Raw genomic sequence first — 14,714 nt, 5'->3', positions numbered from 1 at the left:
CTCATGTGACGTGTGGCACACATCACGCCCCGGGCCGTCCACCGGTCCTCCATGACTCCTTCGTCACCCGTCCGTGGTTCGACCGTCACCGTCCATCACGGACCACCACGTGACCGCGTCCCGGCCGGTTCCTGGCTCCGCCGATAATCGAGCGCGTGACCGATCCTGCTACGCGCCCGGCGCCGCCCCTGCTGAGGCGGGCCGCCCCCGCACTCCTCGGGTACGCCGCCGTGCGCGCCCTGGGCCTCGTCGCCCTCGCCCTGTGGAGCGCGGCGCGCGACAAGAGCGCCCTGACACTGCTGTCGGCGCGCTGGGACTCGCTCTGGTACACCCGCGTCGCCGAACTCGGTTACGGCTACGAGGTGCGCCTGCCGAACGGCGACGTCCACTCGAACCTGGCCTTCTTCCCACTGCTCCCCTGGCTGGAACGGGCGGTGTCGGCGGTGACCCCGCTGTCGTACGCCCACGCCGGCCTCGTCGTCGGCACGCTCGCCTCGCTCGCCGCGGCCTGGGGGATCTTCGCGGTCACCGACCATCTGTACGGCGGACGGGTCGGGGTCTGCGCGGTGCTGTTGTGGGCGGTGCTGCCGGTCGGGATCGTGCAGTCGATGGCGTACACGGAGTCACTGTTCACCGCGTTGGCCGCCTGGTCGCTGTACGCCGTCCTGACCGGCCGCTGGGTGACGGCGGGCGCCCTGGCCGCCCTGGCCGGGCTGACCCGCCCGGTGGGGCTCGCCGTGGTCGCGGCGGTCTGGGCGGCGGCGATCGCGTCGTACCTGCGGGAACGGCGACACGAGCCCGCTCCCCCGTTCGTACGGAACCGGAGTGTGGAGGCGTTGAACAGCGCTTCTCTCTGGCCGCGCGCCCTGGGGATGCTCCTCGCGCCCCTGGGTGCCGCCGGTTACGTCCTGTGGGTCGGTCACCGCACGGCCCGGGGCCCGCTCGGTTATCTCGACGTCCAGGCGGGGTGGCGCAACGGCTTCGACGGCGGCCTCGCCTTCGCGCGCTTCGTCGCCGACAAGTTCACGTCGTTCCCGTCGGCCCTGGCGGGTGTCGGACTGATCATCGGAGTGGCGTTGATCATCTGGCTGTACACGGTGTGCGTACGGCAGGGGCAGCCGCTGCCGTTGCTGGTCTACGCGGGGGTCGTCACCGCGCTGGCGCTGTGCGCGTCGAGCTACTTCGGCTCGAAGCCCCGGCTGCTGATGCCCGCCTTCCCGCTGCTGCTGCCCCTCGCCCGGACTCTCGCCGGAGCGCGTACACCCGGCTCAGCGACGATCGTCGGCGCTGTCGGGGTGGCGTCGGCGATCTACGGAGCGTTCTGGCTGAATGGCTCCGGTCCGCCCTGACCCGGCCCGCGGCGGACAGCGAGCGGGCGGGTAATTCCATGTAAGCATTCGGTGAACGAATTCAAAAGGGTCGCAAAACGGATGCCCAGTATTAAGCCATGGAATTGAAGGCCGAGTGGCGCAACGATTCGTCATTCAGCAGAAATAAGCATCAATATGAGAGCCATCCCACATCACGGCGTCATCACAAAGCCGGTGATTCACGCCGCGTCGGAGCTCACTCGCTGTAACGTCGATTGAGTGCGTACCGAACTAAAGCCGACCCGTCTGGACCGGGTCTTCTCCAGGCTGGACCGTGAGCCGGAACGACCGGCCCACATCGATGTGCCGGTGATGACCCGGCACCGGGTGGTGCTCCTCGCCTCCACCCTGGCCTTCTACGTGGCCATCGTGTGGGCCATCGTGATCACCTCGTGGCTGGTCCGGCTCGACTGGCAGATCATGTTCTTCCGGCCGTACCAGCAGTGGCAGCAGATCCACGCCTTCCTGGACTACTACGTCGTCCTGGGCCAGCGCGGACCCACCGCCGTGATGGTCGCCGCCTGGCTGGGCTGGCGCTCCTGGAGACAGCACACCCTGCGCCCGATGCTCGCCCTCGGCGTCTCGCTGCTGCTGCTGAACATCACGGTCGGCGCCGCCAAGATCGGCATGGGCCGGCTCGGCCCGCACTACGCCACCGAGGTCGGCTCCAACGAGATGTGGCTGGGCGGCGACATATTTCCTTCGGGACACACCGCCAACGCCGTGGTGACCTGGGGCATCCTGGCCTATCTGGCGTCGACGCCGAGGGCCAGACGCTGGCTGTCCGCGCTGTCCGCCGTGATCTCGCTCGGCGTCGGCCTCACCACGGTCTACCTCGGTACGCACTGGTTGAGCGACGTCCTGCTGGGCTGGGCCGCCGGTCTGCTGATCATGCTTGCGCTGCCCTGGTTCGAGCCGCTGATCGCCCGCGCCGAGGCCTGGCTCTTCTCGCTGCGGGACACCCTGCGCGACCGTCGTGCGGCGCCACTGCCGGCGCCCGTACCCACGGCGGTGGGCACGGCCCCGCTGCGCCAGCCCGGCCATGAGCCCGCGGCCGTCCGGGAGACCGGCATCGCGGCCCGTGCCGCCCACGCCCCGATCGTGCCGCTGCACCTGTCCCCCGGGCCTCATCCGACCAGGTCGGAGCGGGCCCCGGTCACCCCGACCGGCCCCCGCCGACCGCCTCACGCGGACCGGGTCGCCCACAACGCGACCTCGGCCCGACCGGTCGCGGGCGGCTGACACGAGACAGCGGGGCCGGTACGCACAGCCCATGCCCCGCACGGTGAAGGCCCGGCTCTCCGCGAGCCGGGCCTTCCCCCGTCCTTGATCTGACGGCGATCTGACGACGCTCGGTCTCAGCCCTTCCAGGCGCGCCTCACCCGGCCGTCCTCGACCTCGAGGTTCAGCCGGCCGAAGCGGTACTCCATGGTGACGATCGCGCCAGGTGACAGCTTCCGGACGGTGGACCAGCCGCGTTCCACGGCTCGGCGCTCGGCGTTCGGCGCCTCCAGTCCGACGTAGGCGTCGGGGTCGTCCCGGGGCTCTTCGGAGGGGGTGGGAATGGGTGCCATGACCGCCACGGTAGGCGGCCGAGGCCCCGCTGTCCTCCCGCAGTCACGCTTCTGTCACAGAACCACGACACGCGTTTCGGCCCAACTCAGTCACACGTACGAGCGGTTCCTTACGCCTTCCGCGTGCTGCCGAACGTAATTCCCGGCCACTTCGGCACCATCACGAATAGCCCGTCGGAAAGTATGTCCGGGGCCGTGTGTGTCCGGTGCATGTCCAGCCTTTTCCCACTGATTCCCGGACGGCTCCAGGAAGCCCCCACCTCATGGGAAATACACGGTTCCCGCACACTTCCCCCGTACGTCCCCTGTCGGAGCGACCGGGGCGCGAGCATCATGGCGTGCGGCACGGGCCCAGGACGCGGCAGCGAAGGGGCGAGCGATGGGGACCGAGACCGTACAGGCGCCGGCACGACCCGTACGGGCGAGGGCGCCGGGGCGGCTGGTGGTCGACTGGCTGACCACGACGGACCACAAGAAGATCGGCCACCTCTACCTGGTCACGTCGTTCCTGTTCTTCCTGGCGGCCGGTCTGATGGCGCTGGTGATGCGTGCCGAACTGGCCCGGCCGGGCACACAGATCGTGGACAACGAGCAGTTCAACCAGCTCTTCACCCTGCACGGCACCATCATGCTGCTGCTCTTCGCGACTCCGACCTTCGCCGGGTTCGCCAACGAGATCATGCCGCTGCAGATCGGCGCGCCCGACGTCGCCTTCCCCCGGCTGAACATGCTGTCGTACTGGCTGTTCCTGTTCGGCGGGCTGATCGTGCTGGGCTCGCTGCTGGTGCCGTCGGGGCCCGCCGCCTTCGGATGGTTCGCCTACGCGCCGCTGAACGGTCTGGAACGGTCACCGGGGATCGGGGCCGACATGTGGATCATGGGGCTCGCGCTGGCCGGCTTCGGGACCATCCTCGGCGCGGTGAACTTCCTGACCACGATCATCGGGATGCGCGCCCCCGGCATGACGATGTTCCGGTTGCCGATCTTCACCTGGAACACGCTGTTCACGTCGATCCTGATCCTGATGGCGTTCCCGGTGCTCGCCGCGGCGCTCCTGGTCCTGGAGGCGGACCGGCGGTTCGGCTCGCAGGTGTTCGACGCGGCCAACGGCGGCGCGCTGCTGTGGCAGCACCTGTTCTGGTTCTTCGGGCACCCCGAGGTCTACATCATCGCGCTGCCGTTCTTCGGGATCATCTCGGAGATCATCCCGGTCTTCAGCCGCAAGCCGATCTTCGGCTATCTGACGCTGGTCGGGGCGACGATGGCGATCACCGGGCTGTCGGTGGTGGTGTGGGCGCACCACATGTTCGCCACGGGCGCGGTGCTGCTGCCGTTCTTCTCGTTCATGAGCTTCCTGATCGCCGTGCCGACGGGGGTGAAGTTCTTCAACTGGACGGGGACGATGCTGAAGGGCTCGCTGTCGTTCGAGACACCGATGCTGTGGGCCACCGGCTTCCTGGTGTCGTTCCTGTTCGGCGGTCTGACGGGGGTGATCCTGGCCTCGCCGCCGATGGACTTCCACGTCACGGACTCGTACTTCGTGGTCGCGCACTTCCACTACGTCGTCTTCGGCACGGTCGTCTTCGCGACCTTCGCGGGGTTCTACTTCTGGTGGCCGAAGTTCACCGGCAAGATGCTCGACGAGCGGCTCGGCAAGATCCAGTTCTGGACGCTCTTCGTCGGCTTCCACACCACGTTCCTGGTACAGCACTGGCTGGGCGCCGAGGGCATGCCCCGGCGGTACGCGGACTATCTGGCAGCCGACGGCTTCACGGCCCTCAACACGGTCTCGACGATCGGCTCGTTCCTGCTGGGCCTGTCCACGCTGCCGTTCCTCTACAACGTCTGGAAGACCTCCCGGTACGGCGTGCAGGTCGACGTCGACGACCCATGGGGCTACGGCCGGTCGCTGGAGTGGGCGACCTCGTGTCCGCCACCGCGCCACAACTTCGTGACGCTGCCCCGCGTCCGCTCCGAGGCACCGGCGTTCGACCTGCACCATCCGAGGTTCGCGGCGATCACGCCGCCCCAGACCCGGAAGGGCCAGGAGGGGACGCCGCATCCCCGCTTCGGTCAAGAGCGGCCGACAGCCGGTCCCGGAGAGTCCTGATCGCCCCGGTCAGCTCCTCCGGTTCGACGACCTCGAACTCGACGCCGGTCATCATCACGTGAATGGCCATCACGTCGAGGTTCGGCGCCCCGGTGCGCAGCAGACAGCTGTGCTCGTCGTAGGCCTCCAGGGTGCCCGCCGAGGGCGAGATCCGCTCGGCGGCCTCGTGGAGGGGCACCAGCAGCCGTACGACGGCGTGCGAGGCGTACACGCGCGTGGAGACGCCTTTGGACACGTACGCGGCGAGGTCATCGGCCGGTGGCTCGCGAGGGGTGAAGCGCGGGCCGTGCGGCGGCCTGGGCGTGACCCGGTCCACGCGGAAGGTGCGCCAGTCGGCGCGGTCGACGTCCCAGGCGACCAGGTACCAGCGGCGTTCGGTGCACACCAGGCGGTGCGGCTCGACCGTGCGGCGGGTGGCGGCGCCGGCGTGGTCGCGGTACTCGAAGCGCAGCCGCTCGGCGTCCCGGCAGGCGTTCGCGAGTTCGGTGAGGACCGTCGGGTCGATCGCGGAGAGCTGCGGCCCGCGCAGCAGCGGCACGGTGAAGGCGTTCAGGGCCCCCACCCGGCGGCGCAGCCGGCTCGGCAGCACCTGTTCGAGCTTGGCGAGTGCGCGTACGGAGGACTCGCCGATGCCGTCGATGCCCTGCCCGGCGGCCGAGCGCAGCCCGACGGCCACCGCGACCGCCTCCTCGTCGTCGAGGAGCAACGGCGGAAGTTCGGCCCCGGCGCCGAGCTGGTAGCCGCCGCCCGTGCCGGGGCTGGCGTTGACGGGGTAGCCCAGCTCGCGCAGCCGGTCCACGTCGCGGCGGACCGTGCGCGCGGTGACGCCGAGCCGGTCGGCCAGGTCCGAGCCGGACCATTCCCGGTGGGCCTGCAGGAGCGAGAGCAGTCGTAGCAGCCGTGCCGATGTCTCCAACATGGGGCGAGTCTGTCAGCGGTCGAGGACAGGGAGTGTCCTCGACCGCCGAAGCCCGCTCGGCTCTGCTCAGCTCAGCTCGTTCAGTCAGCTCACGGCGACGACCGTGACGGAGAGGTCGTTGTCGGCCGTGTAGGACGGCTCGGCCTCCACCGGGCCGTGCTCGGTCTCGACACGCTTCCTGGGATAGACGAAGACCGGGGTCTTCTCGACGATGTCGTCGAGAAGCCGCGCGACGCGCACCCGCGGGCCGGACTCCCCCTGGGGGCGCAGCCACACATCCCAGGTGCCGGGCCGCAGCTCGCCGTAGGCCACGGTGAAACGGAGGCCGCCCCGGCCGTCCGGGGTGAGGCCGGCCCGTACGGCGGGCGCGGACTCCTGCCGGTCGGTGAACTCGGCGTACGCCTCGGGCGTGGGTTCGGCGCCGTACGCCCGGACGGTCACCTCCAGCGCCGCGTCACCGATGTGGAGTTCGCCCGCCTCGGCATGGGGGGAGCGCTCCCAACTGCGGATGGTGAGGTTGCCGTGCTTGGTGCCGTACGGGATGCGGACGGCGACCCGGTCGGCGGTGGCGGCCGGAGCGCGGTCGACGAGGGAGCGCAGGTCGTTGAGGCCGGGAGACAGTCGGCACGGCTCGCCGTCGGCGATCTGGAGGTAGGCGTCCCAGCGGCCCTCGGGGACGTCCGCGCTGCCGGGCAGCGCGGCCCTCAGGCGGCCGTTGCCGGCCGGGGTGAGCGGCAGGCGCACCTTCCGGTCGCTGTCGCGGAGGAAGAGGACCAGGTGGGCGGGGTCGGACACGCCTCGGTCGTCGATGTCGAAGGTCAGGCCGCCGGCGAAGTCGGCAACGCAGTCGGTGCGCGGGGGCGTGACCCTGTCCTCCTGGTCGTCGCGGTGCGTGGGCTGCTGCGGTGCCAGCGTCATCATGCGGTGCGCCCCTTCTTGATGGCGGAACGACCGGCATCCCGAACGGCGTACGCGCGGCCGAGCAGAGCGCCGCGGGTGCGATGCAGGGAGCCGCGCATCCGGCCCACCGACGAGCCGCCGCCACGGGCGGCGAGGTCGCCGAAGAGCGTCTCGTAGCGCTCGGCGATGCGGGACGGGTCGAAGCGCTCGGAGTCCTGGAGAGCGGCGTGCGCCATCTGCTGCCGCTTGCCGTCGTCGTTGATGAGTTCCAGCAGACCGTCGGCGATGGCGTCGACGTTGCCGACCTTGACCAGGCGGCCGTCGACGCCGTCGTCGATGATCTCGCCGGGGCCGTGCGGGCAGTTGGTGGAGACCACCGGCAGTCCGCAGCGCATGGCCTCGACGATCGTCATGCCGAACGACTCCAGGCTGGAGGTGACGGCCGCGATGGAGCCCTTGGCCCACTCGGGTTCGATGGGATTGGCGGGGCCCATCAGATACACGTGGTTGTAGAGGCCCAACTTGTCGACGAGGGTGCGGAGTTTCTCCTTCTGCTTACCGCCGCCGTAGATCCGCAGGCGCCAGTCGGGCCGCTCCTCCCGCACCTTGTCGAAGGCCTTGATGAGCAGGTCGTAGCGCTTCACGGGCGCGAGTCGCCCGGCTGCGACGACCCACTTGCCGGAGCCGTCGGCCGGGTCGATGCCCGGCGCGGGCACCGGGTTGGGCACGGCCTGCACGCGGACGCCGGGCAGCCGCATCTTCGAGCCGTACGCGCGCGCGTCGGCCTCGGTGGTCGTGGTGAGCGCGTCGAGCCTCGGGTAGACCCCGCGCAGGGTGGCGCGCAGAGCCGAGGAGTGGCTGTCGAGCGTGAGGTGCTCCTGGCCGACGCGGACCGGGCCGCGGCGGGTCTGCCGGGCCATGTGCACGTTCAGCCCGGGGCGGGTGCCGACCAGGACGTCGGCGTCGACCGAGGAGAGGTGTTCGGCGATGCGCCGGTCGGTCATGGCGCTGTACTGGGCGTAGCGGCCCTCGGCGCGCGGGAACACCCTGGCGGAGCGCTCCAGGTCGGCGTGGCCCTTGTCGGCGCCGCCCTCCCGGATGTCGACGAGGCCCCGCAGCCGGACCCTCGGGTCGACGTCGAAGACCGGCTCGTCCCGGTGGCGGAAGACGGAGACGATCTCCACGTCGTGCTGTTCGGCCAGGGTGTTTGCGAGGTTGTACGTCGTCCGGATCGTTCCCCCGATGCCGTACGCGTTGTGTATGAGGAAAGAAATGTGCATGCGTCCCCCGAGCCCCCTGATTTCCCTGGTCATCCGTTGATTTCGCCGGTCATCCGTCAATGGCGGTGCTGGTCCACCGCCACACCGTTAGACCCGGCATCCCTGGGAATGGTTGGACAGCATCATCAACTTGTTTTGGAACGGTTGCCCGATCGATAGCGGGATGAGGGAACTTGTCGGCTCCGAATCGCATCAGGGCTGGTAAGGAAGTTGTGGAACGTCGAAACAGGTGTCGTTCATGTCCCCCTGGCTCACCCACCCCTTCGCGTCCTGCCAGCGGGCCACGGACACACACGTCCGGCGCGTGCTCGGGGGCTCGGTGAGCCGTTCGAAGCGGACGGGCACGAGCAGTCCGTCGGCGCTGTAGAACTCGGCTCGGTTCATGAACCGGTCGACACACGCGCGCGTGACGCCTTCCCGGCCCCCCGCGCACGAGCGCGCCGCGTCCGTGAACCACATCGCTGCCGCCCAGCCCTCCAACTGCCACTGGGAGTGCGTCTTCAGATTCTTCGTCGCGTCCCGGAACTCCCGTACGGCCTCGTCGCCCTCGTCCGCGTGGTTGCGGCTGGAGCCGGTGGCCCACAGGGCGTTGCGGCAGCGCGGGGCGTCCTTGTAGTCCTCGGCGACCGTGGAGGTCCAGTTCTGCACGTTGGTGACCTTGGCGGTGAGTTCGACGCCCGCCTCGTCCATCGCCTCGCAGAGCCGGGCGTTGCCGTGGCTGTCGATGGCGTCGAAGACCAGGTCTGCGCCCTGTTCCCTGATGTCGGCGGCGGCCGCGCGGAAGTTGGGCAGCGCGAAGTCGACCTGCTCGGTGACCACCTCGTACCCCTCGGCCTTCAGCCCCTGCACGACCAGACGCGCGTACGCGGCCGACGCGGACTGGTTGTACGAGACCACGGCGGCGGTACGGGCGCCGTGCTCACGCTTGAAGTAGCGGTAGACCTCGGTGCCGCCGTACTGCGTCCCGTCCCAGCCGGTCGTGCCGTCGCGGGGCGCGAGGCTGCCGTAGACGCTGTACAGGTACGGGTACGTGTCGTAGGCCGGGCCGATGGGCTGGCCGCCGATGTCGGGCACGCGCGCGTGTGCGACACGGGAGGCGCCCGCGTAGTCGAGGGCGGTGGTGGCGACGAGCGCCACCACGTCGTCCTCCTCCACGAGTTGCCGCACGCACTCGTTGTTGCCGACGCCGCTGCCCCCGTCGTCGCACTCCCGCACTTCGACGCGGCGGCCGTCGATGCCGCCGCGCGCGTTGAGCGCGGCGAAGTAGGCTTCCGCCCCGTCGCGCGGCCCGGTGAACGCGGCACCGCCGACCGGGCTGGTGACGCTGGTGATGATGCCTACGCGCAACGGCTCGGCGCTCGCCGGTGCCGTGGTGCCGTCCCGGCGCTCGAAGTCGCTCTCCGGGAGCCGGCTGCCGCAGGCCGTCACCAGGAGGAGCAGCAGGCCTGCGGCCAGGGCGTGTGGTGACAGTCCCGTGCGGTGCCTGCGCCGGGCGCCGCGGGTGCTGTGCGGGACTTTCACCACACGCTCCGAGGTCTCAGCAGCCAGGGCCCGGTGTCGCATTGCCGCTCAGCGCGACCAGTCCGCACAGTGTCTTGACGGAGACCTTCCAGGTGCCGTCCTCCTCGACGGCCGTACCCGCCGCGTCCGGCAGGGCCGTGGCGCCCTCCAGGAGCAGGGTGTACGTCACGTCGGCGTCGGTGGCCGAGGTGAACACGACCTTCTGGACCTGGGCCTCCACCTTCCCGCCGCGCTCGTCGCCGCTGAACGCCGCGAGGACCGGGCCCATCTCGTCGCCGTTCTCCAGCACGGCCTGTTTCTCCTTGGTGGAGGTGGCCGGGTCGAAGAACGTCTTCCAGCTCTCCTTGATCTGTTTCTCGGCCGCCGCCGTGTCCGCGGGCCCGCTCGCGCTCGTGGTCGCTTCGGCGGGCTCGCTGGTCGTGCGTTCCACGGACGGTGTGGGCGGCGCCGTGTCGCCGCCGCCACCGCTGTCGTCACTGCACGCCGCGAGGGCCGGGGCGAGGAGGAGGACGAGGGCGGCCGCCAGGGCCGTACCCCGTCCCGCCGCCCGTGGGCCGCGGCCCCGCCGTCCGTTCGCCCGCCTGAGGTCGCTCCCGAGAACCATCTGGCTCACCACCGGGGTGTCGGACCGGGCGGCACGCGCCCGGTTCTTTCAGGGTCAGCTTGCAGAAGGCATAGTGCAAGCCATCGGCTGGGATGGACAGACACACGACGTGTGGGAGCCCCGATGCGGACAGCCCGACTGCGGACCGTGCACCCCGTCCTCTGGGCCGGCTGGGCCGCGCTCGCCGGCGGCGCGGTGCTGTGCGTCGTCGGCTGGTACGGCATCTCCGGCGAGCGATTCGCCGAACGACAGCTCCCCTACCTGGCCTCCTGCACGGTCCCCGGCGCCGCGCTGATCATCGCGGGCGCGGTCCTCCTCGCCCACGGCCGAAACGCCCTGGCCGCCACGCGTGTGGAGGAGCTGTACGGCCTCCTGGTCACCGCCGAGCCCTCCGACGCCGACGCCGAGACGTCCGCGCAGGCGACGGCCGGGCCCCTCGCCACCAGCGGCAGGCTGCTGATGGTGCCCGGCGGCACCCTCTGGCACCGCGCGGACTGCCCACTGGTGGCCGGCAAGGCGGAGGCGGTGCCGGTGGACTCCCGGGTACTCACCGGCGGCGAACTGCGGCCGTGCCCGATCTGCGAGGCACCCTCCGGAAGCGACCCCGCCGAGCCCGCGGAGGGCTGATGGCGTCCCTGACGTACGACCTGACGCTGGCCGGGCTGTCGGTCGGCAGCGCGGCGGCCCTCACCGGAATCGGTCTGATCGTGACGTACCGGGCGACCGGCGTGCTCAACTTCGCACACGGGGCGATCGCGATGGTGTGCGCGTATCTGCTGCGCCAGTTCACCGTGGAGTGGGGGTGGCCTCTCTGGCTCGGCGCCCTCGTGACCCTGTTCCTGGTCGCCCCCGCCATCGGCCTGATCCTGGAACGCCTCGTCTTCCGCCCGCTCGCCGTGCTCGGCGGCGACCCGGCACAGACACTGGTCGCCTCGATCGGCGTCTTCGTCCTCCTTGTCGGCGGGGCCGCGCTGCTGTGGGGCCAGGGGGCGCGGGACGACGCGCCGACGCTGGTGCCGGCCGACCCGTGGGGCCAGCCGGCGGTGGCCTTGGCGGTCGCGGCGACCGTGGGCGCGGTCACCCGCTGGACACGCTTCGGCCGCGAGCTCCGCGCCGTCGTGGACGACCGGTCCCTCGCCGTCCTCGACGGTATCGACGCGGACCGGGTCGCCGCCGCGGGCTGGGCGTTCGGCTCGTTCACGGCGGGCCTGACGGGCGTCCTGCTGGCCCCGTACGTACGCCTCGACCCGTACGGCATGCCGCTCCTGGTGATGGAGGTGGTCGCCGTGGCGGTCGCCGCCCGGATGCGCAGCCTCCCGATGGCCGTGCTGGTCGCGCTGGGTATCGGGATCGCCCAGAGCCAGCTGACCCGGTTCCACCCGTCGGGCTGGGCGGAGCCGCTGCTCCAGGCCGTGGGCACCAACCTGTTCGTGGTCGCCCTCCTCGTCGCGGCCCTGGTCCTGCCCGGCGTGGGCACCCGCGACGCGCTGCCCCGCACGGCGACCGCGCGGGTCGGCACACCCGCCGGCGCGTGGATCGTGGCGCTCCCGCTGTTCCTGATCCCGCTGGGCTTCGCGGGCGAGGACCTGCACACTGCCGTCCAGGTGCCCGCGCTGGGCGTGGTCCTGCTCTCCCTGGTGGTGGTGACGGGCAGGGGCGGCCAGATCTCCCTGGGCCAGACGGCCTACGCGGGCCTGGGCGCGCTCTTCACGGCACTGCTGTCGGCCGGCCGCTTCCCCTTCCTCCCCACGCTCCCCGAACTGACCGCCCTCCTGGTGGCCGTCCTCCTGGTGGCCCCCCTCGGCCTGCTGACCGGCTGGCCCGCCATCAGCCGTCACGGTCTGGCGCTGGCCCTCGCCACGTTCGCCGTGGGCGTCGGTGTGAGCCGCTTCGTCTTCGCCCAGCCGTACGCGACCTCGGGCCTGACCGTCACCCGTCCCCCTGGTTTCGAGGGCGACCGCGCCTACTACGTCCTGGAGTTGGGACTGCTGTCCCTGGCGCTCCTGGCCACCCACGCCCTGCGCCGGGGCCGCACCGGCCGGGCCCTCGCCGCCCTGCGGGACCACGAGGCGGGCGCGTCGGCGGCGGGCGTACGCGTCCCGTCGCTGAAACTGGCGGCGTTCGTGACGGGCGCCGCCCTGGCCGCCCTCGGCGGCGGCATGCTCGCCATGGGCCTCCGCGCCTTCGACCCCACGGCCTACGACCCCGTCCGCGGCCTCATCTGGTTCGCCGCGATCGTCGTCCTGGGCGCCGACAGCACGCTCGGCGCTCTCGGGGCGGCCGCCCTGCTGGTCGGCCTGGACGCGGGCACCAGGGGCGGCGTGGCGGCCGCGGTCATCGGCGTCCTGGCGGTCCTGGTGGGCCGCTTCCCCGGCGGGCCCTACGAAGCGGTGCGGGCGGGGTTCGTACGGCTGCGGCCGGGGGCGGGCGGCCGACACGAGCTGACGTCGGCGGGGACGCGGGCCCGAAAGCGGGTACGGGCGGGGGCGCCCGTCGGGGTGGATCGACCGAGGTCGGCTCTTCCGGGCAGGGGCGCGGCGTCGGCGGACCGCTCGACACAGGACGCGAGCACCGGGTGGGCGAGACGTGGCACGGGCGCGGCCACAGCCTCGGCGGTCGCCGCGACGGACGGCCCGGCGCGGGGCTGGTCCTTCGCGGGCGCGGCGGCGCAGGACGCGCTTGACCAGGCCGTCCGGGACGAGGGCCCCGTGGTGGGCAGAAGACCGGCCGTGAGCAGCGGCGGTCCTGGTCGCGGAACCCCGGGCGGCGGGCGAGGCCGTGACGGGATCGGCCGACGGTGGCGGGTAGCGGCCTCGGGCCGAGTCACGTCGCAGGACGAGGGGCAGCCCACCGAGAGCGCGCCGGGCGGGGCGGAGCCCGCCGGTCACGACGGGAAGCGGTCCGACGAGGCGAAGCCCGCCGATCACGGCCAGGAACGGTCCGACAAGGCACGGCAACCGCCCACCCCCGACCTCGGCACTCCCGCCGGGCACCGGCCCGAGGTTGTCCCGGCCTCCCCTCCTCGGCCGGCCGGCGGGCGCGCCACGCGCTCTCCCCGTGCAGCCCCTTCTCCCGCCCCCTCCCTCCAAGCCCGCGACCTCCACCTCGGTTACGGCGGGTTCACGGCCCTCGGCGGTGTCGATCTCGACGTCATCCCGGGGCGGGTCTGCGCGGTGGTGGGTCCCAACGGTGCCGGGAAGAGCACGCTCTTCCACTGTCTCGCCGGGACACTGCGGCCCGGCGCCGGCCAGGTGCGCCTCGGCTGGCGGGACATCACGCGGCTGCCGGCGCACGCCCGAACCCGGCTCGGTATCGCCCGGACGTTTCAACAGCTGGCCGTGTTCCCGTCGTTGACCGTGGCCGAGAACGTCCGGGTCGGCGCCGAGCAGGGCCGGATCGCCGATCCCGGAGCCGTGGAGCGGGCGCTGCGGCTGTTCGGGCTGGACGGGCCGGTGCGGAAGGCGCCGGCGGCCGGACTGCCGACCGGGACACTGCGGCGGGTCGAGCTCGCGCGGGCGCTCGCCGGGAGCCCGCGCGTGCTGCTGCTCGACGAACCCGCCGCCGGACTCGACGCGGCCGAGCTGGCCGCCCTCGCCCGCGTGCTGCGCGCCCTCGCCGACGACGGCATGGCCCTGCTGGTCGTCGAGCACGACCTCGACCTCGTCGCGGACCTCGCGGACGTCGTGCACGTCATGGCGGCGGGCCTGATCGTCACCTCCGGCCCCGCCGACCATGTCCTCCGTGCACCGGGCACACGCGACCCGTTCGACCCGGCGGTCGAACGATGACCCTCATCTCCCTGCGTCACGCCCGCGTCCGATACGGCCCCCTGGAGGCGCTGCACGGCCTCACCCTCGCCGCCCCGGGCCCCGGCCTCACCGTGCTGCTCGGCCGCAACGGCTCCGGCCGTACGACCGCGTTGCGGGCCCTCGCCGGCACGGTCCCGCTCTCCGGCGGCGCCGTGGTGTGGGACGGGGCCGACATCACCCGGCTGCCCGCGTACGAGCGCGCCCGCCGCGGCCTCGTCCTCGTACCGGAGCGGCGCGCCGTCTTCGGTTCGCTCACCGTGCGCGAGAACCTCGAACTGGCCGCGTCGGACCTCTCGTACGCCCTGGACGCCTATCCACGGCTCGGACCCCTGCTCCCTCGCCGCGCCGGCACCCTCTCCGGCGGCGAGCAGCGCGTGCTCGCCCTCGCCCGCGCCCTGTCGGCCCGCGCGCGTGTCGTCCTCGTCGACGAACCCACCCAGGGCATGTCACCGGCGGTCGCGGCCCGCACCTACGAACTGCTGAGCGACCTCGACGCCTGCGTGGTCGTCGCCGAACAGCGCCTGCCGCCGGGACTGCGCGGCGTACCGGGCGTCCTGGTGTACGAACTGCGGCGCGGGGCACTGGCGTTCGGTGGCGAGGCGGCGGAACTCGCCTGAGACGGCAGGG

The 14,714-nt window shown here is 71.9% G+C and carries 12 protein-coding genes; 6 read left to right on the top strand and 6 right to left on the bottom strand.

Features of this window, described 5'->3' with window-relative positions; genetic code table 11:
- Positions 1-155: 155 nt before the first annotated feature.
- Positions 156-1,349 carry a glycosyltransferase family 39 protein gene (locus OG622_RS38900; protein ID WP_371581313.1) on the top strand — a complete coding sequence of 398 codons (1,194 nt, stop codon included), beginning with the start codon at positions 156-158 and terminating at the stop codon, positions 1,347-1,349.
- 240 nt (positions 1,350-1,589) lie between these two features.
- A complete protein-coding gene (locus OG622_RS38895; protein WP_371581312.1) occupies positions 1,590-2,612 on the top strand; it encodes a phosphatase PAP2 family protein in 1,023 nt (340 codons plus the stop codon).
- A gap of 116 nt (positions 2,613-2,728) precedes the next feature.
- Here the strand turns inward: OG622_RS38895 and OG622_RS38890 are convergent, their stop codons facing one another.
- On the bottom strand, positions 2,729-2,944 hold the full coding sequence (locus OG622_RS38890) for an I78 family peptidase inhibitor (protein WP_371581311.1): 216 nt from the start codon (positions 2,942-2,944) through the stop codon (positions 2,729-2,731).
- Between the two features lie 379 nt (positions 2,945-3,323).
- Here OG622_RS38890 and ctaD point away from each other — a divergent pair, with 379 nt between their 5' ends.
- The gene (gene ctaD / locus OG622_RS38885; RefSeq protein WP_371581310.1) at positions 3,324-5,054 is read left to right on the top strand and encodes a cytochrome c oxidase subunit I; all 1,731 of its coding nucleotides are present in this window, start codon (positions 3,324-3,326) and stop codon (positions 5,052-5,054) included.
- Here ctaD and OG622_RS38880 read toward each other — a convergent pair.
- The 5 genes from OG622_RS38880 to OG622_RS38860 form a co-directional block, all read right to left on the bottom strand.
- A complete protein-coding gene (locus OG622_RS38880) occupies positions 4,963-5,973 on the bottom strand; it encodes a helix-turn-helix transcriptional regulator (RefSeq protein WP_371581309.1) in 1,011 nt (336 codons plus the stop codon). The genes ctaD and OG622_RS38880 overlap by 92 nt on opposite strands.
- 84 nt (positions 5,974-6,057) lie before the next feature.
- Positions 6,058-6,894, bottom strand: coding sequence for a hypothetical protein (locus OG622_RS38875; RefSeq protein ID WP_371581308.1), 837 nt, complete (start codon positions 6,892-6,894; stop codon positions 6,058-6,060).
- Positions 6,891-8,153 carry a glycosyltransferase family 4 protein gene (locus OG622_RS38870; protein ID WP_371581307.1) on the bottom strand — a complete coding sequence of 421 codons (1,263 nt, stop codon included), beginning with the start codon at positions 8,151-8,153 and terminating at the stop codon, positions 6,891-6,893. The genes OG622_RS38875 and OG622_RS38870 overlap by 4 nt, the downstream gene beginning before the upstream one ends.
- 192 nt (positions 8,154-8,345) lie before the next feature.
- The gene (locus tag OG622_RS38865) at positions 8,346-9,623 is read right to left on the bottom strand and encodes an ABC transporter substrate-binding protein (RefSeq protein WP_371584359.1); all 1,278 of its coding nucleotides are present in this window, start codon (positions 9,621-9,623) and stop codon (positions 8,346-8,348) included.
- A 67-nt stretch (positions 9,624-9,690) separates the two neighbouring features.
- Complete coding sequence (locus OG622_RS38860) at positions 9,691-10,278, bottom strand: hypothetical protein (RefSeq protein WP_371584358.1); 588 nt, start codon at positions 10,276-10,278, stop codon at positions 9,691-9,693.
- Between the two features lie 123 nt (positions 10,279-10,401).
- Between OG622_RS38860 and OG622_RS38855 the strand changes: the two genes are divergently transcribed.
- The 3 genes from OG622_RS38855 to OG622_RS38845 are packed head-to-tail and all read left to right on the top strand — an operon-like array spanning position 10,402 to position 14,704.
- Positions 10,402-10,905 (top strand): hypothetical protein, encoded by a 504-nt coding sequence (locus tag OG622_RS38855; RefSeq protein ID WP_371581306.1) that lies wholly within the window; start codon positions 10,402-10,404, stop codon positions 10,903-10,905.
- Positions 10,905-14,066, top strand: a complete 3,162-nt coding sequence (locus OG622_RS38850; protein WP_371581305.1) for an ATP-binding cassette domain-containing protein — start codon at positions 10,905-10,907, stop codon at positions 14,064-14,066. The genes OG622_RS38855 and OG622_RS38850 overlap by 1 nt, the downstream gene beginning before the upstream one ends.
- Complete coding sequence (locus tag OG622_RS38845; RefSeq protein WP_371581304.1) at positions 14,063-14,704, top strand: ATP-binding cassette domain-containing protein; 642 nt, start codon at positions 14,063-14,065, stop codon at positions 14,702-14,704. The genes OG622_RS38850 and OG622_RS38845 overlap by 4 nt, the downstream gene beginning before the upstream one ends.
- Positions 14,705-14,714: the final 10 nt, after the last annotated feature.

This window comes from Streptomyces sp. NBC_01314 (genome assembly GCF_041435215.1).
Lineage (GTDB): Bacteria > Actinomycetota > Actinomycetes > Streptomycetales > Streptomycetaceae > Streptomyces.
Note: the sequence above shows the minus strand (reverse complement) of the source record. Positions and strands in the feature narration are given on the sequence as shown.